The organism is Citrobacter sp. Cpo015 (genome assembly GCF_030333035.1).
Taxonomy (GTDB): Bacteria; Pseudomonadota; Gammaproteobacteria; order Enterobacterales; family Enterobacteriaceae; genus Citrobacter; species Citrobacter portucalensis.
Genome location: NZ_JAOWGS010000019.1, coordinates 501,611 through 523,123 on the forward strand (window position 1 = coordinate 501,611; position 21,513 = coordinate 523,123).

The window sequence follows — 21,513 nt, forward strand, 5'->3', positions numbered from 1 at the left end:
GTAAATCATGACGAAATTAACCTGTTTCAAAGCCTACGATATTCGCGGCAGGCTGGGCGAAGAGCTGAATGAAGATATCGCGTGGCGTATTGGCCGCGCTTACGGCGAGTTCCTGAAGCCAAAAACGATTGTCCTTGGCGGCGATGTGCGCCTGACCAGCGAGACGCTAAAGCTGGCGCTGGCGAAAGGACTGCAGGATGCGGGGGTGGATGTGCTGGATATTGGCATGTCGGGCACCGAAGAGATTTACTTCGCCACCTTCCACCTGGACATTGACGGCGGTATTGAAGTGACCGCCAGCCATAATCCGATGGATTACAACGGCATGAAGTTGGTGCGGGAAGGGGCACGGCCCATCAGCGGTGATACCGGTCTGCGCGACGTGCAGCGCCTGGCGGAAGCCAATGACTTCCCGGCGGTTGATGAGACAAAACGTGGCCGCTACCAGCGCATTACTACCCGCGATGCCTACATTGATCACCTGCTGGGTTACATCAATCCCGCCAACCTGAAACCGATGAAGCTGGTGCTCAATTCCGGCAACGGCGCGGCAGGTCCGGTGGTTGACGCTATTGAAGCCCGTTTTAAGGCGCTGGGCGTGCCGGTCGAGTTCATCAAAATTCACAACACGCCGGATGGCAACTTCCCCAACGGTATTCCCAATCCTCTGCTGCCGGAATGCCGGGCAGACACGCGTAACGCGGTGATTGAACACGGCGCGGATATGGGGATTGCCTTCGACGGTGATTTTGACCGCTGCTTCCTGTTCGATGAAAAAGGTCAGTTCATTGAGGGCTACTACATTGTTGGCCTGCTGGCGGAAGCGTTTCTGGAGAAGAATCCGGGGGCGAAAATTATCCACGACCCACGCCTGTCCTGGAACACCGTGGATGTGGTGACGGCGGCAGGCGGTAAACCGGTGATGTCTAAAACCGGGCACGCGTTTATCAAAGAGCGGATGCGCCATGAAGATGCCATTTATGGTGGCGAAATGAGCGCGCACCACTATTTCCGCGATTTTGCCTATTGCGACAGCGGAATGATCCCGTGGCTGCTGGTGGCGGAGCTGCTGTGTCTGAAAGGGCAGTCGCTGGGCGAACTGGTCCGTGACCGGATGGTGGCCTACCCGGCGAGCGGAGAAATAAACAGTACGCTGGCAGAGCCGACGGCAGCGATTGCGCGCGTGGAGCAGCATTTTTCCCGTGAGGCGTTGTCGGTGGACAGAACGGACGGTATCAGCATGTCGTTTGTCGACTGGCGCTTCAATTTACGCTCTTCCAATACCGAACCGGTGGTGCGCCTGAACGTGGAATCGCGCGGAGATATTCCGTTGATGGAAGCGCGAACGCGCACTCTTCTGGCGTTACTGAATCAGTAATGCTGGTGCTTCCTTTGCCCGATTCTGGGCAAAGGGTGACTAACAGGAACCACGATGACACATCTAAAAAAGCGCGAACGCGCCAAAACCAATGCGTCGTTAATTTCGATGGTGCAACGCTTTTCAGATATCACCATCATGTTTGGCGGGTTGTGGGTAATCTGCGAATTAAGCGGTTTGCCTTTCCTGTACATGCACCTGCTGGTGGCGCTGATCACGCTGGTCGTTTTTCAGATGCTCGGTGGCATAACGGATTTTTATCGCTCCTGGCGCGGTGTCAAAATTTCCACTGAGCTGGTGCTGTTGCTGCAAAACTGGACGCTGAGTCTGATTTTTTGCGCAGGTCTGATCGCCTTTAATAACGATTTTGATAACCGTCTCGCCGTCTGGCTGGCGTGGTATCTGCTATCCAGCGTTGGCCTGGTGTTGAGCCGTTCGTTTATTCGCTACGGCGCGGGATGGTTGCGTAATCGCGGGTATAACACTCGCCGGGTGGCGGTGGCAGGGGACCTGCCAGCCGGACAAATGCTATTGGACAGCTTTCGCCATGAACCGTGGCTGGGATTTGAAGTAGCAGGTGTCTATCACGATCCTATCCCTGGAAAAAACTCCCGCGACTGGGCCGGTAATCTGCAACAGCTGGTGGATGACGCCAAAGCCTCACGTATTCATAACGTTTATATCGCCATGTCGATGAGCGATGGCGCCAGCGTCAAAAAACTGGTTCGTGAGCTGGCCGACACCACCTGCTCAGTGATCCTTATTCCTGATGTCTTTACCTTCAACATTCTGCATTCACGGATTGAAGAGATGAATGGCGTTCCGGTGGTGCCGCTGTATGACACGCCGCTCTCGGGGATCAATCGCCTGTTGAAACGCGCGGAAGATATCGTGCTGGCTTCGCTGATCCTGCTGCTTATTTCTCCGGTGCTGTGTGGCATAGCGCTACTGGTAAAACTGACCTCCAAAGGACCGGTGATTTTCCGCCAGACCCGTTATGGCATGGACGGAAAGCCGATCAAAGTCTGGAAATTTCGCTCGATGAAAGTGATGGAAAACGACGCGGTGGTGACGCAGGCGACGCAAAACGATCCGCGCGTTACCCCTGTGGGGAATTTCCTGCGCCGAACGTCGCTCGATGAACTGCCGCAGTTTATTAACGTGCTGACCGGGGGCATGTCTATTGTTGGGCCACGCCCGCATGCGGTGGCGCATAACGAACAGTACCGCCAGCTGATCGAGGGGTACATGTTACGCCATAAGGTGAAACCGGGTATTACCGGTTGGGCACAAATCAACGGCTGGCGCGGTGAAACCGATACGCTGGAAAAAATGGAAAAACGTGTGGAGTTTGACCTCGAATACATTCGCGAGTGGAGCGTGTGGTTCGATATCAAAATTGTTTTTCTGACGGTATTCAAAGGCTTTGTCAACAAAGCGGCGTATTAACATGAGCTTACGAGAAAAAACGCTGAACGGCGCAAAGTGGTCGGCGATTGCCACGGTGATCATCATTGGTCTGGGTCTTATCCAGATGACCGTACTGGCACGGATTATTGATAACCACCAGTTCGGGTTGTTAACCGTGGCGCTGGTGATCATCGCGCTGGCTGATACGTTGTCTGACTTTGGTATTGCCAACTCAATTATTCAGCGCAAAGAGATTGGCTATCTTGAACTGACCACGCTGTACTGGCTCAACGTGGGGCTGGGTATCGTGGTATGCGTAGCGATGTTTCTGCTGAGCGAGACGATTGCCAGCGTACTTAATAACCCAGAACTGGCACCGCTCATCAAAACGTTATCGCTGGCGTTTGTGGTGATACCGCACGGGCAGCAGTTTCGCGCGCTGATGCAAAAAGAGCTGGCCTTCAACAAAATTGGCATGATTGAAACCAGTTCGGTACTGGCTGGTTTTATCTTTACCGTAGTCAGCGCCCATTTCTGGCCGCTCGCACTGACGGCCATTCTCGGGTATCTGGTAAACAGTACGCTACGTACGCTGCTGTTCGGCTATTTTGGTCGCCGGATTTACCGTCCGGGGCTGCATTTTTCGCTGGCATCCGTTTCGTCGAATCTGCGTTTTGGTGCGTGGCTGACGGCAGACAGCATCATCAATTACATCAATACCAACCTTTCCACACTGGTGTTAGCCCGCACGTTGGGAGCTGGCGTGGCAGGCGGATTCAATCTCGCCTGGAATGTGGCGGTTGTCCCCCCGATCAAACTGAACCCGATTATCACCCGCGTGCTGTTTCCGGCGTTTGCCAAAATCCAGGACGACAGTGAAAAGCTGCGAGTGAATTTTTACAAGCTGCTGTCGGTGGTTGGGATTATCAACTTCCCGGCGCTGCTGGGACTGATGGTGGTGTCGAATAACGTGGTGCCGCTGGTGTTCGGCGAGAAGTGGAACGGCATTATCCCCATTCAGCAACTGCTGTGCATTGTTGGGCTGCTGCGCTCGGTGGGGAATCCAATCGGTTCACTGCTGATGGCGAAAGCGCGGGTCGATATCAGCTTTAAATTCAATGTGTTCAAAACCTTTCTGTTTATTCCCGCCATTTTCATCGGTGGACATCTGGCTGGGGCAATTGGCGTGACGCTGGGCTTTTTGCTGGTCCAGGTGATTAACACCGTCCTCAGCTATTTCGTGATGATTAAACCTGTTCTTGGCCCCAGCTACCGCCAGTACATGCTCAGTCTTTGGCTACCGTTGTATCTCTCCTTGCCAACCCTTGTGGTGAGCTATGCGCTGGGCGTAATGCTGCATGGCCAACTGTCGTTGGGCGTGTTGTTGGGGAGCCAGATAACGGCAGGGGCGCTGGCGTTTGCGCTAATGATAGTGCTGTCGCGTCATCCGCTGGTGGTGGAAATAAAACGCCAGCTCTGTCGCAGTGAAAAAATGAAAACCTTGCTCCGTGCAGGATAAGAACAACGCTTTAAGAGGTCAAAATGAAACTATTAATTTTGGGCAACCATACCTGCGGGAACCGAGGGGATAGCGCGATCCTGCGCGGTTTGCTGGATGCCATTAACGCGTTGCGTCCCGAGACTGAAGTGGATGTTATGAGCCGCTACCCGGTGAGCTCCTCATGGTTGCTGAACCGCCCGGTGATGGGCGATCCGCTGTATTCCCAGATGAAGCAACACAACAACGCAGTGGGTGTTATGGGGCGCGTGAAGAAAGTGCTGCGTCGTCGCTATCAGCACCAGGTACTGCTCTCGCGTGTTACCGACTCCGGTAATCTGCGCAATATCGCTATCGCCCAGGGCTTTACCGATTTTGTTCGTTTGTTGTCGCGCTATGACGCCATCATCCAGGTCGGCGGATCGTTCTTTGTCGATCTGTATGGTGTGCCGCAGTTTGAGCATGCGTTGTGTTCGTTTATGGCGAAAAAACCGTTGTACATGATTGGTCACAGCGTGGGGCCATTCCAGGATGAGCAGTTTAATCAACTGGCGAACTACGTGTTTGGCCACTGTAATGCATTGATTTTACGTGAATCCGTCAGTCTGGATCTGATGAAGCGCAGCGCAATTACCACGGATAAAGTCGAAACAGGCGTGGATACGGCCTGGCTTGTCGACAATCATCATGAGGATTTTGAGCCAGGTTATGCGGTACAGCACTGGTTAGACATGGCGGCTAAACAGAAGACCGTTGCCATTACATTGCGCGAGCTGGCTCCTTTTGATAAGCGTCTGGGGACAACGCAGCAGGCCTATGAGCAAGCCTTTGCCGGCGTGGTGAACCGCATCCTTGATGAAGGTTACCAGGTGATAGCGCTGTCAACCTGCACTGGTATTGATAGTTACAACAAAGATGACCGCATGGTGGCGTTAAACCTGCGTCAGTATGTTAACGATTCGTCCCGATATCACGTGGTGATGGATGAACTTAACGATCTGGAGATGGGGAAGATTCTGGGGGCATGCGATCTGACGGTGGGGACTCGCTTGCACTCTGCCATCATCTCGATGAATTTTATGACGCCTGCCATCGCCATTAACTACGAGCATAAATCGGCAGGAATTATGCAACAGTTGGGGTTGCCGGAGATGGCTGTCGATATTCGCCATCTGCTCGATGGCAGTCTGGAAGGAAAGGTCGCCGATACCCTCGGACAGTTACCTGATCTGAACATACGGCTTGGGGATGCTGTGACACGCGAACGCGAACGCGGGGTACACATGGTGCAGTCGGTTTTAACGCGTATTGAGGGGGAAAAATGAAGATTGGCTTTTTCCTGCTTAAATTTCCGCTCTCTTCTGAGACCTTTGTACTCAATCAGATAACCGCATTTATCGATATGGGCTACGACGTGGAGATTGTCGCTTTGCAGAAGGGCGATCTTGAAAATACGCATGCCTCATTTAATACCTACCGGCTGGGTGAAAAAACGCGCTGGTTGCTGAATGAACCGGAAAGCAAACTGGCGAAGCTGAAATATAGGGCGGCGGCAGTTCTGAACGGTATTACCCGCGCAGCGACCTGGAAAGCGTTGAATGTTCCACGCTATGGCGAGGAGGCGCGCAATCTGATTTTGGCGGCCATTTGCGGTGGGAATCCGCGGGCGTTTGAAGCGGATGTCTTTATTGCTCATTTTGGGCCAGCAGGCGTAACGGCCGCTAAGCTGCGTGAGCTTGGGATGATCCGCGGAAAAATCGCTACGGTATTTCACGGTGTCGATGTTTCGCATCGTGATGTGCTTACCCGCTATACCCCTGAGTATCAGCAGCTGTTTCAACGTGGAGATTTGATGTTACCCATCAGCAATCTCTGGGCCGGACGTTTAAAAAACATGGGATGCCCGCCGCAAAAAATCGCGGTTTCGCGTATGGGTATCGACATGACGCGTTTTACCCCTCGCCAACCGAAAGCACCAGCTGCACCGCTGGAAATTATCTCTGTCGCCCGGTTAACCGAGAAAAAAGGACTGCACGTCGCCATCGAAGCCTGTCGTCAGTTAAAAGAGCAGGGCGTTTCATTTCGTTATCGCATTCTGGGTATCGGCCCTTGGGAGCGACGTTTACGCACACTGATCGAGCAATATCAACTCGATGACGTGATTGAGATGCCCGGCTTTAAGCCCAGCCATCAGGTAAAGGAGATGCTTGAGCAGGCGGATGTATTTTTGCTGCCGTCGATTACCGGAAGAGACGGCGATATGGAGGGGATCCCGGTGGCGCTGATGGAGGCGATGGCGGTGGGTATCCCGGTAATTTCAACTGTCCACAGTGGGATCCCTGAACTGGTCGAATCGGGCAAGTCTGGCTGGCTGGCACCGGAAAACGATGCGCAGGCACTGGCAGAGCGTTTAGCGGCATTTAGCCTGCTCGACAGTGAGCAGGTACAACCGATTGTGCAGTGCGCGCGCGAAAAAATTGAAACTGAATTTAATCAGTTAGCGATCAATAAACAGTTAGCCAGTCTGCTGCAAACGATGTAAATCGAGGTTGTATGTCAGAGAACAAACTCTCACGCCGTACTTTTCTGACGGCAGGCTCTGCGCTTGTCGTACTGCATTCTCCCGTTGTCCGGGCGCTTGAATCATCGGACAGCGTCAACATTCAGAATTACAACCCAAAGGATTGGGTCGCTTCTTTCAGGCAGGCGTTCAAAGAAGGACAAACGGTAGTCGTACCCAAAGAACTGGAATGCAAGGATCTCAATACCGCTATCGTTATTCCTCCTGGCAAAACGCTACACCTGCAAGGCAGAATCAGCGGCAATGGCCGTGGTCGCTTTGTTCTGCAGGATGGATGTAAGGTGATGGGTGAGCAGGGGGGGAGTCTGAGAAACGTTACTCTCGATGTGCGCGGTTCGGATTGCGTGATAAAAGGGATTGCCATGAGTGGTTTCGGGCCAGTGACGCAAATCTATATCGGCGGCAAAACACCGAGGCTGATGCGCAATCTGACTATTCAGGATATTACCGTCACGCGCGCTAACTATGGGATCCTGCGTCAGGGCTTTCATAACCGGATGGATGGCGTAAAGATTACAAACTGCCGTTTTAGCGATCTACAGGGAGATGCCATTGAGTGGAATGTGGCGATCAACGACAGCAACATTCTCATTTCTGACCATGTCATTGAACGTATTAACTGTACCAACGGCAACGTGAACTGGGGCATCGGCATCGGGCTGGCGGGCAGTACCTATGACAATTCCTATCCCGATGAACTGGCGGTAAAAAACTTTGTGGTGGCGAATATCACCGGTACCGACTGTCGACAGTTAGTCCATGTAGAGAACGGCAAACAGTTTATCATTCGTAATATCACCGCACGAAATATTACCCCAGATTTTAGTAAGAAAGCAGGCATTGATAATGCAACGGTTGCTATTTATGGCTGCGATAATTTCGTGATTGATAATATCAATATGGAAAATAGCGCAGGTATGCTCATTGGCTACGGTGTTATTAAAGGACGATATTTATCCATCCCGCAGAACTTTAAGTTAAATAATATCCATCTGGATAACACGAAACTTGAATATAAATTACGCGGCATTCAGATCTCATCAGGTAATGCAACGTCGTTCGTGGCCATCACCAACGTGGAGATGAAGCGAGCCACACTTGAGTTGCACAACCAACCGCAGCACCTTTTTTTACGTAACATCAGAGTGATGCAGCAATCCGCAACAGGACCCGCGCTCAAGATGCACTTCGATCTGCGCAAGGACGTACGCGGCAAGTTTATGGCTAAGCAGGACACCTTGCTATCACTGGCGAATATCCATGCGGTAAACGAAAGCGGGCAAAGTTCAGTTGACATTGACCGGGTAAACCATCAGGTGGTGAATGTCGAAGCGGTGAATTTTCGGCTACCGGGGCAGGGGAGGTAACTTTGCGACCATTCCTGGCAAAAGTTGTACCCGCCTGGGATTAAGATTACTGCATTCCGCAGTTAAGCGGCGTAACATACGCGGCATCGGAGTAATGTAATTCATACTGGCTAAAACAAGCTAAAAAGCTATAATTCAGCAACAATTGAATAGGTGAATGACTTAATGATTAATTTGAAAGCAGTTATTCCGGTAGCGGGTCTGGGGATGCACATGTTGCCTGCCACGAAGGCAATCCCTAAAGAGATGCTGCCGATCGTAGACAAGCCGATGATTCAATACATTGTCGACGAAATTGTAGCTGCAGGTATCAAAGAAATCGTTCTGGTGACTCATGCGTCTAAGAACGCCGTTGAGAACCACTTCGACACCTCTTACGAACTCGAATCACTCCTTGAGCAGCGTGTTAAGCGCCAGTTATTAGCCGAGGTGCAGTCTATCTGTCCTCCGGGCGTGACTATCATGAACGTCCGTCAGGCTCAGTTGCTGGGTCTGGGTCATTCCATCCTTTGCGCTCGTCCTATCATTGGTGATAACCCGTTTGTCGTGGTATTACCTGACGTTGTTCTGGATACCGCAAGTGCGGATCCGCTGCGCTACAACCTCGCTGCTATGGTTGCTCGTTTTAATGAAACTGGGCGCAGTCAGGTGCTGGCTAAGCGTATGGAGGGCGATCTGTCTGAATACTCTGTTATTCAAACCAAAGAGGCTTTGGACAACGAAGGTAAATTCAGCCGTATCGTTGAGTTCATCGAAAAACCGGATCAGCCGCAAACGCTGGATTCTGATCTGATGGCTGTAGGGCGCTATGTGCTTTCGGCTGATATCTGGACAGAGCTGGAAAAAACTGCTCCAGGTGCCTGGGGACGTATCCAGTTGACGGATGCCATTGCAGAACTGGCTAAAAAACAGTCTGTTGATGCTATGCTGATGACAGGCGACAGCTACGACTGTGGTAAAAAAATGGGCTACATGCAGGCATTCGTTAAGTATGGGCTGCGTAACCTGAAGGAAGGGGTTAAGTTCAGGAAGGGCATTGAGAAGTTGTTGAGCGAGTAGAAGATGTTCACGTCTTTGTGATGTATGCCAGAAAAAAGAGCGGCAGTTAACATTCCGGTGTCTATGCTTTATGCAGCGGAGTGTTACTGTCGTTTTTTATATGAAAAGCAACTAATTATAATAAGTTAACCTACTAAGTTTAATCTGTTTTTTGTTGGGTTTTTCCTTGTTTCTGTCAGCATTTGGTAAGACAATTAGTGCTTGATTTTGACGTCTTTGCCTGAGTTGGCAGTGACCATCATCTTTGGAATCTAGCTAGTGGTCTGGTAGCTGTAAAGCCAGGGGCGGTAGCGTGTTTGATCGTGAAGGTATATCGATGCCTGATCTTTCTAAACGTAATTCTGAACTTTGTTGATTAATAAACGATCAGAAAAAGCAAAACTGCATACACTTCCAGTAGATTTCATTTTTATAAGATTAATATTTAATTTACTACAGTCAAAGACGTTGTAGGAAAAGACGTTAAGCGTCTAAAAAGCTAATGAGAGAAATTTTATATGTTTAAAAATAAGGTTTTGTTAATTACAGGTGGTACAGGTTCTTTTGGGAATGCGGTTTTAAGAAGATTTTTAGATACGGATATTGCAGAGATTCGTATTTTCAGTCGTGATGAAAAAAAGCAAGACGACATGCGAAAAAAATATAATAACTCAAAATTGAAGTTTTATATTGGCGATGTCCGTGACTATCAATCAATCTTAAATGCAACTCGTGGTGTAGATTTCCTTTACCATGCAGCGGCCTTGAAGCAAGTACCATCTTGTGAATTCCATCCCATGGAAGCAGTAAAAACGAACGTGTTAGGTACTGAAAATGTACTCGAGGCTGCAATTGCAAATGGTGTGAAACGTGTTGTCTGCCTGAGTACAGATAAGGCAGTCTATCCTATCAATGCGATGGGTATTTCCAAGGCTATGATGGAGAAAGTTATTGTAGCTAAATCCCGAAATGTTGATAAGTCTAAAACCGTAATTTGTGGTACTCGATACGGAAACGTTATGGCTTCGCGCGGCTCGGTTATTCCATTATTTGTGGACTTGATTAGAGAGGGTAAACCTCTGACGATTACTGACCCAAATATGACACGTTTCATGATGACTTTAGATGATGCGGTTGATCTCGTGTTATACGCCTTTGAACATGGCAATAATGGTGATATTTTTGTTCAAAAAGCACCAGCTGCAACAATTGAAACATTGGCTATTGCCCTCAAAGAACTGATGGAGATTCCAGAACACCCTGTACATATTATTGGTACCCGCCACGGTGAAAAATTGTATGAAGCATTACTGAGCCGTGAAGAAATGGTCGCTGCTGAAGATATGGGTGAATATTACCGTGTTCCACCTGATCTTCGAGACCTCAATTATGGGAAATACGTAGAACAGGGCGATCAGCGAATTTCGCAAATTGAAGATTATAATTCACACAATACAGATCGTCTTGATGTAGAAGGTATGAAAAAATTATTGCTAAAACTGGCTTTTATTAGAGCTATTTGCGATAAAAAAGAATATCAACTGGATGAATAATATGAAGATTGTCATTACTGGTTCTAATGGGTTCATCGGAAAAAATCTGCGTGTCCATTTACGTGAAAACGGGTATGACGATGTAATTTGTATCGATCGAGACAACTCACTTGAGCAGCTTGATGAAGCATTGCAATCTGCGGAATTTGTTTTCCATCTTGCTGGGATTAACCGCCCAACAAGTGATTCAGAGTTTTATGAGGGCAATGCTAACTTAACTGATTACATTGTAAATAAATTAGTTGATTTTGGTAATAAAACTCCTTTACTCATAACTTCATCAATTCAAGCTGAACTCGACAATCATTACGGAAAAAGTAAGGCGGCAGCAGAATATTCAGTAAGCAAATATGCGAAAGAGACTGGCGCAAAAACGTATATTTATCGCTTACCTAATGTGTTTGGCAAATGGTGTAGACCTAACTATAATTCAGCAGTTGCAACTTTTTGCTATAATATTCTTAACGGGTTAGACGTGACTATAAATAATCCGGATGCCCCGCTAAAACTGGTTTATATTGATGATGTCTGCAAATCATTCGTTGATTGCTTAAAAGGCAAAGTTGATGAGAAAAGCGCAGAAGTCACACCTGTTTATAGTACGAGTGTCGGTAACGTTGTTGACACCATCAGGTCATTTAAGAATAAGCAGCATGGCCTGCTAATCGACCACGTTGGTACCGGTTTAACCAGAGCGCTATATGCAACTTATCTGAGTTATTATTCTCCCTCAGAATTTGCTTATTCAGTCAAACGTCATAGCGATCCTCGCGGGACGTTTGTTGAAATGCTAAAAACCAAAGAGTCTGGTCAGTTTTCATTTTTTACTGCACATCCTGGCATTACAAGAGGTGGGCATTATCATCATACTAAAAATGAGAAATTCTTGGTTATTAAGGGCAAAGCAAAATTTGCATTCAGACATATTGATTCGAATGACTATTACGAAATATTTATTGATGGAGATGAATCGAAAATAGTCGAGACTGTTCCTGGTTGGTCGCATGACATCACGAATATTGGTGATGATGAAATGATAGTCATGCTCTGGGCAAATGAAATTTTTGATCCTGAGAATCCTGATACAGTTAACTACAAAATCTCTGATGAGTAAAAGATGAAAAAAATGCATGTTATGACTGTCGTTGGTACACGACCTGAAATTATCAGATTGTCGCGTGTTATGGCTAAACTAGATGATTATTTTGAACATACGATTGTTCATACTGGTCAAAACTACGATTACGAGCTTAATCAAATTTTTTTCGACGATCTTGGTGTTCGTAAACCTGATCATTTCTTGAATGCAGCTGGTAAAAATGCAGCTGAAACTATTGGTCAGATTATCATCAAAGTTGACGAGGTTCTCGAATCAACTCAACCTGATGCATTGCTGGTTCTTGGTGATACTAATAGCTGTCTTGCGGCCATTCCAGCAAAACGACGTAAGATTCCTATTTTCCATATGGAAGCCGGGAACCGCTGCTTCGACATGCGAGTTCCAGAAGAAATAAATCGTCGTATAGTTGATCATACGGCTGATATTAATCTTACCTATAGTGATATAGCACGAGAATATCTTCTTGCGGAGGGATTACCAGCTGATCGTATCATTAAGACTGGCAGCCCAATGTTTGAAGTTCTTACTCATTATTCCGATGGTATTGAAGCATCAAATATTCTTGAACGTCTTAATGTCAAATCCGGCGAATATTTTGTAGTAAGTGCTCACCGCGAAGAAAACATTGATTCAGATAAGAATTTAATGAATCTTGTCGAGTCGTTAAACAAAGTAGCAGAAACTTATCAGTTACCCGTAATTATTTCTACACACCCGAGAACTCAGAAAAGAATTGATGCAAAAGGAATTGTATTTAACTCGCACATACAATTGTTAAAGCCGCTTGGCTTTAAAGATTATGTAAAATTACAGAAGGAAGCACGAGCGGTCCTTTCTGATAGCGGTACAATTACTGAAGAATCATCGATTCTCAATTTTCCTGCTATCAATATCCGTGAGGCGCACGAGCGTCCAGAAGGAATGGAAGAAGGTACGGTAATAATGACCGGTGTTGATCCTGAGCGTATTCTTCAGGCTCTTGATATGATAAAAAATCAGCCACGTGATAATGAACGATTCCTACGCCAAGTGAGTGACTATTCAATGCCAAATGTCTCTGATAAAGTGGCAAGAATTATCCTCTCCTATACTGATTATGTTAAACGTGTTGTTTGGCGTAAATACTAATAAGGCCATCACTCTGGCGAGTCCAGAGTGACTTTTTGATGGTGTATAGATTAAAGTGAAAGTCTTATTGTTGACACAATGGTTTGATCCTGAACCTACTTTCAAAGGTCTTGCTTTTGCTAAAGAATTAAGAAAGCAAAATGTTGAAGTCGAAGTGATTACTGGTTTCCCTAATTACCCGGGAGGAAAAGTATATGATGGCTACAAAATAAAGTTTTTCCAACGGGAGAAATGCGAGGATATAATAATCAACCGTGTTCCACTTTATCCACACCATGGGCGTTCTGCTTTAAAAAGGGTTTTTAACTATATATCATTCTTTTTATCTAGCATGATTTATGGAGTATTCCGTAAGCAAAAGGCTGATGTTATTTATGCGTACCATCCTCCATTAACAACAGCTCTTTCGGCCTCAATTATTTCATTGTTTCGCAGGACGCCATTTGTTGTTGACATACAAGACCTATGGCCTGACACATTGGCATCGACAGGGATGCTTACAAATAAAAAAATTCTTAATATTGTTAACGGCGTTTGCAATTTTGTTTATCGTCGGGCAACAAAAATAGTTGTACTCTCGCCGGGATTTAAGCAAAGGCTAATCTCGCGAGGGGTTCCTCCTGAGAAAATTGAAGTTATATATAATTGGAGTGATGAAGAAAATCTAAGAAATCACCACAAAAGCAGTGTTGTTTTACCGGATGGTAAGTTTAATGTTGTATTCGCTGGAAATCTTGGACTTGCTCAAGGATTACCATCTATTATTTCTGCTGCAAAGCTATTACAGGAAGATGGGGTAAATGCTAACATCGTTTTAGTAGGATCTGGTTTAGCTAAGTCAGATGCTGAGAAAATAGTTATCGAGCAAAAAATAGGCAATGTAATTTTCATCCCGCGCGTCCCACCTTCTGAAATTGGTGACATTTTTCAACAGTCTGATGCCCTGCTTGTTCATTTAATTAATGATGAGTTATTCTCAATTACGATACCTTCGCGGACACAAGCATACCTTGCATGTGGAAAACCTATTGTCATGGCTGTTGATGGGGATGCTGCCGCGTTAGTTAGTAGGGCTAATGCAGGAGTAATATGTGAACCGGGTAACCCTGCATCGATTGCTTTAGGTATTAAACACCTTACCTCACTATCAGGTGATGAGCTTGCTGTTTTAGGTCGCAATGGGTCTGCTTATTATACTGAAAACTTATGCCTCAGTGAGGGTGTGAAAAAATTCATTGATATATTTAATCAGGTCGCAAAGTAATATGTTAAAACGATTATTTGATATCATTGCATCAGTAATACTTTTGATATGCCTATCTCCTGTTATTGCTGTTACTTTTATTCTTGTAAGGCAACAGTTAGGAAAACCTGCTTTTTTCAGGCAACTTCGTCCGGGGAAAAATGGCGTTCCCTTCGAAATGATTAAATTCCGTAGCATGAAGGATGCTGTCGATGTACAAGGTAATCAATTATCTGATGAAGAGCGTTTGACCGCTTTTGGTAGGAAAATTAGAGCATTAAGCTTGGATGAACTTCCGGAGTTATGGAATGTACTCAAAGGGGATATGAGTCTGGTCGGACCCAGACCTTTATTGATGAGTTACCTCGAACTATATGATGAAGAACAAAAACGCCGACATGATGTTCGACCTGGTGTCACGGGTTGGGCACAAGTGAATGGGCGTAATGCATTGAGTTGGGAGGAAAAGTTCAAACTGGATGTCTGGTATGTTGATAACCATTCATTGTGGCTTGATATTAAAATATTATTTCTAACCATAAAAAAAGTATTTATAAAGGAAGGGATATCTTCTGAAGGACATGCAACGATGCCAGTTTTTAAAGGAAAGAAATGATGAATAACGTTCTTATATTATCGGCTGGAAGACGTGTTGAATTGGTAATAGCATTCCGTGAAGCGATGGCTAGTCTCAACATTCGTGGCAAGGTCATGTGTACCGATATGGTTCCGGAATTGTCTTCTGCATGTCTGGTCGCTGATGGTTTTTTTAAAGTTCCTCGAGCTACAGATAAAGCATATATTGATAATCTGATGGCTATTTGTCAGAGTAACTCTATCAAATTGGTTATTCCTACTATTGATACAGATTTAGAAAAATTAAGTAGAGCTAAAGATAGTTTCAGTAAATTTGGTTGTCATATTTCAGTACCGGAACCAACATTTGTTACTGCATGCCGCGATAAGAGAAAGACCGCGGATTTGTTTCAAAGGTTAGATATAACATCACCTGAAATTTATGATAGTGATTCCATGAAGTTTCCATGTTTCTGTAAACCTTATAATGGAAGTAGCAGTATTGGTGCTTTTGTACTAAATAATGAAAATGATCTTACTGATGATATCCTAAATAATAAGAATAATATGTACATGGAACTCATCGGGAAGGAGTACGTGGAAGTTACAGTTGATTGTTATTATTCTAAGCTGGGTGAACTTAAATGTCTTGTTCCTCGAGAAAGAATAGAAACGCGAAGTGGTGAGGTGAGTAAAGGGGTAACAAGGAAAGGAGTGGTTTATAAATATCTTCTTGAACGCTTGATAAAAATACCAGGTGTTGTCGGTTGTGTTACTGTACAGGTGTTCTATAATAAAACAACAGGTGATGTTAAAGGGTTGGAGATTAACCCTCGTTTTGGTGGTGGATATCCTTTATCTTATGCAGCTGGAGCAAATTACCCGTTGTATTTATTAAAAGAATACATAAGTGATCAAGTTATCCATTTTATTGATGACTGGGAAGCTGATCTTTTAATGTTACGTTATGATGCCAAGGTATTATCTCATGAATATCCAGATATCTGATAATAGTTATTGGGTATTTGACCTTGATGATACCTTATATAAAGAAGTTGATTTCAGAAATTCTGGGTTTGAATATATTCGACAAGAGGTCATAAGGTTATATGACCGAGATATTATTGATTTATTGAGTAATTATTATGACGGCCATTCAAAAGATCTTTTTACAGATATAATAAATTGGCTCGGTCTTCCTCAAACATCGAAAGAACAATTTATTTGGATGTATCGAAATCATCAACCCATCATTGCTATTGATGATGAAGTCCTGACTATGCTTCGATACCTAAAGGATAGCACTAGTGGTGTTTCCATTCTCACTGATGGACGCACCATAACACAAAGAAATAAAATAAAGGCTCTTTGCCTACAAGAGTTCACCGCTTATATATCGGAAGAATTTGATAACTCTGAAAAACCAGATCCACTCAGATTTGAATATATCCAGAATCTTCACGGGAACTGTGAATATATTTATGTAGGGGATAATATAAATAAAGATTTTATTACCCCTAATAATCTAGGGTGGAAAACAATTGGGATTATGAATGATGGACGTAACATTCACTCTCAAAATAAAATTACCTCAGAGCAGTCTCGCCCACATATTTGGCTGCGATCGATTTTAGAGCTTAAAGGAATTATATTATGCTAAATACAAAATTTTCTCCATGGCCTTCGTTTACGCAAGAGGAAGCAGATGCAGTTTCCTCTACATTATTGTCAAATAAGGTCAATTATTGGACAGGTAATGAGTGTCGTCTATTTGAAGAGGAATTTGCTCAATGGGTTGGCACTAAATATGCGGTTGCATTGAGCAATGGTACATTGGCGCTGGATGTTGCTCTCAAGGCATTAAATATTGGATGTGGTGATGATGTTATCGTAACATCTCGCACTTTTTTAGCATCAGCATCATGCATTGTAACTGCCGGGGCTAATCCTGTTTTCGCTGATGTCGATCTCAATAGTCAATGCATCACAGCTGAAACAATTTCGGCTGTTTTAACATCGAAAACGAAAGCAATAATTGTTGTACATCTGGCTGGGATGCCAGCTGAAATGGATCCTATTATGGAACTAGCTGAAAAGCATGGTCTTTATGTTATAGAAGATTGTGCGCAGGCACATGGTGCGCGATACAAAGGCAAGCGAGTTGGTAGTATTGGTCATATTGCTGCCTGGTCATTTTGTCAGGATAAGATCATGACGACGGGAGGCGAAGGTGGAATGGTGACCACTAATGATAAGTCCCTCTGGTCTTCAATGTGGAGTTACAAGGATCACGGCAAAAGTTATGATGCTGTCTATAACCGTGAACACAAACCAGGTTTTAGATGGTTGCATGAGTCATTTGGTACCAACTGGCGCATGTTGGAAATGCAGGCTGTGATCGGACGCATTCAATTAAGAAAAATGAATGAATGGACTCAGCGTCGCCAGGAAAATGGTAAAGCAATTGATGCAGCATTAGTTGACCTTAGTGGTGTGAGGTTAGTAAATATCCCAGATTATATTGAACATGCTGAATACAAGCATTATATATTTATTAAGCCATCAGCTTTAAAAGAAGGATGGACCAGAGATCGTATAATTAATGAAATTAATAATGCCGGAGTACCTTGCTATCAGGGGAGTTGCTCTGAAATTTATCTTGAAAAAGCCTTCGATAATACACCATGGCGACCTGCAAACCCTCTACCTCATGCTGTGGAGTTGGGGAATACTAGTCTGATGTTCTTGGTTCATCCAACGTTAACGTCCTCAGAAATTGAGTTAACATGTGAAGTTGCACGTAAGGTCCTGATTAATGCCTTTATTTGACAAAATTTGTCAGTTATAAGTATCGACTAACCTTACTTGAGATAGCAGATCGTGCTATCTCCTCCTTATTTAAATGTGGTATAGAATGTTAACGCAACTACTCAGCTTGCCTCGTCATATAAAACGCATAATAATGGTAGCAATAGATTTTGTTTTATTGCTTATCGCTTTCTGGGGTGCTTTTTGGATCCGGATGGATGTTTCTGCACCTTATACTAGCTACGAGCACTGGAAGTTATTGGCTTGTCTTATTGTTGCTACTGTATGTATCTTTGCAAGGACGGGTTTATACCGTACAGTTTTAAGATATGTGACAGCTAAGATATTTATTACTGTCCTGTTAGGTCTTTGCGTATCAACCGTACTGCTTATAACATTATCTTATTTCTTTGGTATATTTCTTCCCAGGGCAATACCAATAATTTACTTTTCTTTTTCTTTATTATTCATTTGCGGATCAAGACTGTTATTTAGAATGTTGCTTACCTATGCGGTACGTGGACGTACACCAGTCATTATTTATGGCGCAGGTGCTTCAGGAAGACAACTATTAACAGCCCTAAGACAGGTAGATGAGTATTTTCCTGTTGCATTTATTGATGATAATCCTTTATTGAATAAAGTTGTTATTCATGGGGTGACCGTTTACTCTCGTAATAATATTGGTAAGTTAGTTCATCGTTATGGCATAAAAAAGATATTGTTAGCGATGCCTTCTATTTCAATTGAAAAGCGAAAGGAAGTTATTACATATTTAGAGGATTTCCCATGTGAGGTTTTATCTATACCCGGCATGGTAGATCTTGTTGAAGGAAAGGCTCAAATTATGGCACTTAAAAAGGTGTCTATTGATGATCTCCTCGGAAGGGAACCTGTTTCTCCTGACGCAGAATTATTAGCGAAAAATATTTGTAATAAAGTTGTCATGGTTACTGGGGCTGGTGGTTCAATTGGTTCTGAGATATGTCGGCAAATTATTTTACAACACCCCAAGATTCTGATTTTGTTTGAAGTATCTGAGTTCGCACTTTATTCTATCGAAAAAGAACTAACTATGCTCGCGCATAATGATAATAATGATGTTGTAATAATTCCGCTAATGGGATCAGTTCAAAAACTGCATCGTTTAGAAACTATTATGCGTGTTTTTAATGTTAATACTGTTTATCACGCCGCAGCTTATAAACATGTCCCGCTGGTTGAATATAATGTAGTAGAAGGTGTTAGGAATAATATTTTTGGGACGCTGTATTGTGCTCAAGCAGCGATATCATCTAATGTTGAGACTTTTATCTTGGTTTCAACTGATAAAGCTGTGAGACCGACTAATACGATGGGGGCGACGAAACGTGTTGCGGAGTTGGTTTTACAGGCTTTAGCGCAAGAGCAGTCAACAACCTGTTTCAGTATGGTCAGATTTGGTAACGTTTTAGGCTCATCAGGGTCGGTTGTCCCATTGTTTGAAAAGCAAATCGAGCAAGGTGGGCCTGTTACTCTGACGCATAAAGATATCATCCGCTATTTCATGACAATACCAGAGGCCTCTCAGTTAGTTATTCAGGCTGGCGCCATGGCCAAAGGTGGAGATGTTTTTGTGCTTGATATGGGCGATCCTGTGCGAATATATGACCTTGCTACTCGTATGATCAAACTTTGCGGCCTAAAGATTAAAGATGAATCAAATCCAGATGGCGATATAGAAATTAGAGTCACTGGGTTGCGCCCAGGAGAAAAGCTCTACGAAGAATTGCTGATTGGCGAGCAAGTTCTTGGCACATCTCATCCGAGAATTATGACTGCGCATGAAGATATGCTCAGTTGGACAGAACTTGAAAGTTACCTTAAGCAAATGGATGAGGCATGTACTAAATTTGAGCATGATATCATTCGTACTCTTTTACTGAAAATTCCAACAGGTTTTCAGCCTACTGATGGCATTTGTGATCTGGTATGGCATGCAAAGCATAATGTCTCTGGATGCGCTTTGAATGTGACATGTTGAGTTAGCGCATCAACTGCTATCTACTTTCAAGTATCCTGAGTTAACATCTAGAATACATTCAAGCCGCGCATAAGTAGCGTGGCGATCACACCAGACAGGAGTATGTAATGTCCAAGCAACAGATCGGCGTCGTCGGTATGGCAGTGATGGGGCGCAACCTGGCGCTCAACATCGAAAGCCGTGGTTATACCGTCTCTATCTTCAACCGTTCCCGCGAAAAAACTGAAGAAGTTGTTGCCGAGAACCCGGGGAAGAAACTGGTTCCTTACTACACGGTGAAAGAGTTCGTCGAGTCTCTTGAAACCCCTCGTCGTATCCTGTTAATGGTGAAAGCGGGTGCTGGCACCGATGCTGCCATTGATTCTCTGAAGCCGTATCTGGACAAAGGCGACATCATTATTGATGGTGGTAACACCTTCTTCCAGGATACTATCCGTCGTAACCGTGAACTGTCCGGGGAAGGATTTAACTTCATTGGTACCGGTGTTTCCGGCGGTGAAGAGGGCGCACTTAAAGGCCCGTCTATCATGCCTGGCGGTCAGAAAGAAGCGTATGAGCTGGTTGCTCCTATCCTGACCAAGATTGCTGCGGTAGCTGAAGATGGCGAACCGTGCGTAACGTATATTGGTGCGGATGGTGCAGGTCATTACGTAAAAATGGTGCACAATGGTATCGAATATGGCGATATGCAGCTGATTGCTGAAGCCTATTCCTTGCTGAAAGGCGGCCTGAACCTGTCTAACGAAGAGCTGGCTACTACCTTCACCGAGTGGAATGAAGGCGAGCTGAGCAGCTACCTGATCGACATCACTAAAGACATCTTCACCAAAAAAGATGAAGAAGGTAAATACCTTGTTGATGTGATCCTGGACGAAGCGGCGAACAAAGGCACCGGTAAATGGACCAGCCAGAGTTCTCTGGATCTGGGCGAACCGCTGTCGCTGATCACTGAATCCGTATTCGCTCGCTACATCTCTTCTCTGAAAGACCAGCGCGTTGCGGCATCTAAAGTGCTGTCTGGCCCGCAGGCTAAACTGGCTGGTGATAAAGCAGAGTTTGTTGAGAAAGTGCGTCGCGCGCTGTACCTGGGTAAAATTGTCTCCTACGCGCAGGGTTTCTCTCAACTGCGCGCTGCGTCTGACGAATACAACTGGGATCTGAACTACGGCGAAATCGCGAAGATCTTCCGCGCGGGCTGCATCATTCGCGCGCAGTTCCTGCAGAAAATCACTGACGCTTATGCTGAAAACAAAGGTATCGCGAACCTGCTGCTGGCTCCGTACTTCAAAAATATCGCTGACGAATATCAGCAAGCGCTGCGTGATGTAGTGGCTTATGCTGTGCAGAACGGTATTCCGGTACCGACCTTCTCTGCAGCGGTAGCCTACTACGACAGCTACCGCTCTGCGGTACTGCCGGCTAACCTGATCCAGGCGCAGCGTGACTACTTTGGCGCGCACACGTATAAACGCACCGATAAAGAAGGTGTGTTCCACACTGAGTGGTTCCAAGAGTAACCGTTTTTATTAATAGCCAATAAGTAGAGTTGAATTCACTTATTGGCTTAATTAAGTGATGCTGTATTTCTCTTTTTATATATCTGAGTTAATTCTTGCAGTTACTCACTATAAGATCTTTCTAAGATTAATAGTTTATTTGCTATGCGACAAATACAAAAATGATTGGAATAAGACTAAGTTACACGTAATATGGTATTTCAATGCTTATATTCAATTCTGCTAGTAAAGTGATTTTATTGATATATAATCTTTATAGATGTATGTTTTTTT

17 protein-coding genes are annotated in these 21,513 nt (G+C 44.9%); all 17 read left to right on the plus strand.

Annotation, left to right across the window (positions count from 1 at the left end):
• The first annotated feature begins 7 nt into the window (after positions 1–7).
• The 17 genes from cpsG to gnd all read left to right on the plus strand — a co-directional run bounded on the left by cpsG (position 8) and on the right by gnd (position 21,240).
• The gene (gene cpsG / locus OGY67_RS02430) at positions 8–1,378 is read left to right on the plus strand and encodes a colanic acid biosynthesis phosphomannomutase CpsG (protein WP_103285522.1); all 1,371 of its coding nucleotides are present in this window, start codon (positions 8–10) and stop codon (positions 1,376–1,378) included.
• A 54-nt stretch (positions 1,379–1,432) separates the two neighbouring features.
• A complete protein-coding gene (wcaJ, locus tag OGY67_RS02435) occupies positions 1,433–2,827 on the plus strand; it encodes an undecaprenyl-phosphate glucose phosphotransferase (protein WP_008785190.1) in 1,395 nt (464 codons plus the stop codon).
• A gap of 1 nt (position 2,828) precedes the next feature.
• A complete protein-coding gene (gene wzxC / locus OGY67_RS02440; RefSeq protein WP_286573354.1) occupies positions 2,829–4,307 on the plus strand; it encodes a colanic acid undecaprenyl disphosphate flippase WzxC in 1,479 nt (492 codons plus the stop codon).
• A 23-nt stretch (positions 4,308–4,330) separates the two neighbouring features.
• Positions 4,331–5,611 carry a colanic acid biosynthesis pyruvyl transferase WcaK gene (gene wcaK, locus OGY67_RS02445; RefSeq protein WP_286573357.1) on the plus strand — a complete coding sequence of 427 codons (1,281 nt, stop codon included), beginning with the start codon at positions 4,331–4,333 and terminating at the stop codon, positions 5,609–5,611.
• The gene (gene wcaL / locus OGY67_RS02450) at positions 5,608–6,828 is read left to right on the plus strand and encodes a colanic acid biosynthesis glycosyltransferase WcaL (protein WP_286573359.1); all 1,221 of its coding nucleotides are present in this window, start codon (positions 5,608–5,610) and stop codon (positions 6,826–6,828) included. Before wcaK ends, wcaL begins: the two co-directional genes overlap by 4 nt.
• A gap of 11 nt (positions 6,829–6,839) precedes the next feature.
• Entirely contained in the window at positions 6,840–8,234 is a 1,395-nt protein-coding gene (gene wcaM, locus OGY67_RS02455) for a colanic acid biosynthesis protein WcaM (protein ID WP_286573361.1), read from the plus strand.
• A gap of 165 nt (positions 8,235–8,399) precedes the next feature.
• The gene (gene galF, locus OGY67_RS02460; protein WP_234692114.1) at positions 8,400–9,293 is read left to right on the plus strand and encodes a GalU regulator GalF; all 894 of its coding nucleotides are present in this window, start codon (positions 8,400–8,402) and stop codon (positions 9,291–9,293) included.
• 497 nt (positions 9,294–9,790) lie between these two features.
• Complete coding sequence (fnlA, locus tag OGY67_RS02465) at positions 9,791–10,825, plus strand: UDP-N-acetylglucosamine 4,6-dehydratase/5-epimerase (RefSeq protein WP_234692113.1); 1,035 nt, start codon at positions 9,791–9,793, stop codon at positions 10,823–10,825.
• A gap of 1 nt (position 10,826) precedes the next feature.
• Positions 10,827–11,939, plus strand: a complete 1,113-nt coding sequence (gene wbjC / locus OGY67_RS02470; protein WP_234692112.1) for a UDP-2-acetamido-2,6-beta-L-arabino-hexul-4-ose reductase — start codon at positions 10,827–10,829, stop codon at positions 11,937–11,939.
• Positions 11,940–11,942: 3 nt separating this feature from the next.
• Positions 11,943–13,073: a non-hydrolyzing UDP-N-acetylglucosamine 2-epimerase gene (gene wecB, locus OGY67_RS02475; RefSeq protein WP_234692111.1), complete on the plus strand. Its 1,131-nt coding sequence runs from the start codon at positions 11,943–11,945 to the stop codon at positions 13,071–13,073.
• Between the two features lie 55 nt (positions 13,074–13,128).
• A complete protein-coding gene (locus OGY67_RS02480) occupies positions 13,129–14,337 on the plus strand; it encodes a glycosyltransferase family 4 protein (protein WP_234692110.1) in 1,209 nt (402 codons plus the stop codon).
• Between the two features lies 1 nt (position 14,338).
• Positions 14,339–14,932, plus strand: coding sequence for a sugar transferase (locus OGY67_RS02485; protein ID WP_286573366.1), 594 nt, complete (start codon positions 14,339–14,341; stop codon positions 14,930–14,932).
• Positions 14,929–15,900, plus strand: a complete 972-nt coding sequence (locus OGY67_RS02490) for an ATP-grasp domain-containing protein (protein WP_286573367.1) — start codon at positions 14,929–14,931, stop codon at positions 15,898–15,900. Before OGY67_RS02485 ends, OGY67_RS02490 begins: the two co-directional genes overlap by 4 nt.
• Complete coding sequence (locus OGY67_RS02495) at positions 15,881–16,552, plus strand: HAD family hydrolase (RefSeq protein WP_234692107.1); 672 nt, start codon at positions 15,881–15,883, stop codon at positions 16,550–16,552. Before OGY67_RS02490 ends, OGY67_RS02495 begins: the two co-directional genes overlap by 20 nt.
• Positions 16,546–17,721, plus strand: a complete 1,176-nt coding sequence (locus OGY67_RS02500; RefSeq protein ID WP_234692106.1) for a DegT/DnrJ/EryC1/StrS family aminotransferase — start codon at positions 16,546–16,548, stop codon at positions 17,719–17,721. Before OGY67_RS02495 ends, OGY67_RS02500 begins: the two co-directional genes overlap by 7 nt.
• A gap of 85 nt (positions 17,722–17,806) precedes the next feature.
• Positions 17,807–19,723, plus strand: a complete 1,917-nt coding sequence (locus tag OGY67_RS02505) for a polysaccharide biosynthesis protein (RefSeq protein WP_234692105.1) — start codon at positions 17,807–17,809, stop codon at positions 19,721–19,723.
• Between the two features lie 107 nt (positions 19,724–19,830).
• Positions 19,831–21,240: an NADP-dependent phosphogluconate dehydrogenase gene (gene gnd, locus OGY67_RS02510; protein WP_234692104.1), complete on the plus strand. Its 1,410-nt coding sequence runs from the start codon at positions 19,831–19,833 to the stop codon at positions 21,238–21,240.
• Positions 21,241–21,513: the final 273 nt, after the last annotated feature.

Coding starts and splice junctions, on each gene's coding strand:
- wbjC (WP_234692112.1), top strand. CDS start 10,827: ATGAAGATTGTCATTACTGGTTCTAATGGGTTCATCGGAAAAAATCTG.
- cpsG (WP_103285522.1), top strand. CDS start 8: ATGACGAAATTAACCTGTTTCAAAGCCTACGATATTCGCGGCAGGCTG.
- OGY67_RS02495 (WP_234692107.1), top strand. CDS start 15,881: ATGAATATCCAGATATCTGATAATAGTTATTGGGTATTTGACCTTGAT.
- OGY67_RS02485 (WP_286573366.1), top strand. CDS start 14,339: ATGTTAAAACGATTATTTGATATCATTGCATCAGTAATACTTTTGATA.
- gnd (WP_234692104.1), top strand. CDS start 19,831: ATGTCCAAGCAACAGATCGGCGTCGTCGGTATGGCAGTGATGGGGCGC.
- wcaM (WP_286573361.1), top strand. CDS start 6,840: ATGTCAGAGAACAAACTCTCACGCCGTACTTTTCTGACGGCAGGCTCT.
- fnlA (WP_234692113.1), top strand. CDS start 9,791: ATGTTTAAAAATAAGGTTTTGTTAATTACAGGTGGTACAGGTTCTTTT.
- OGY67_RS02505 (WP_234692105.1), top strand. CDS start 17,807: ATGTTAACGCAACTACTCAGCTTGCCTCGTCATATAAAACGCATAATA.
- galF (WP_234692114.1), top strand. CDS start 8,400: ATGATTAATTTGAAAGCAGTTATTCCGGTAGCGGGTCTGGGGATGCAC.
- wcaK (WP_286573357.1), top strand. CDS start 4,331: ATGAAACTATTAATTTTGGGCAACCATACCTGCGGGAACCGAGGGGAT.
- wecB (WP_234692111.1), top strand. CDS start 11,943: ATGAAAAAAATGCATGTTATGACTGTCGTTGGTACACGACCTGAAATT.
- OGY67_RS02500 (WP_234692106.1), top strand. CDS start 16,546: ATGCTAAATACAAAATTTTCTCCATGGCCTTCGTTTACGCAAGAGGAA.
- wzxC (WP_286573354.1), top strand. CDS start 2,829: ATGAGCTTACGAGAAAAAACGCTGAACGGCGCAAAGTGGTCGGCGATT.
- wcaJ (WP_008785190.1), top strand. CDS start 1,433: ATGACACATCTAAAAAAGCGCGAACGCGCCAAAACCAATGCGTCGTTA.
- OGY67_RS02490 (WP_286573367.1), top strand. CDS start 14,929: ATGATGAATAACGTTCTTATATTATCGGCTGGAAGACGTGTTGAATTG.
- wcaL (WP_286573359.1), top strand. CDS start 5,608: ATGAAGATTGGCTTTTTCCTGCTTAAATTTCCGCTCTCTTCTGAGACC.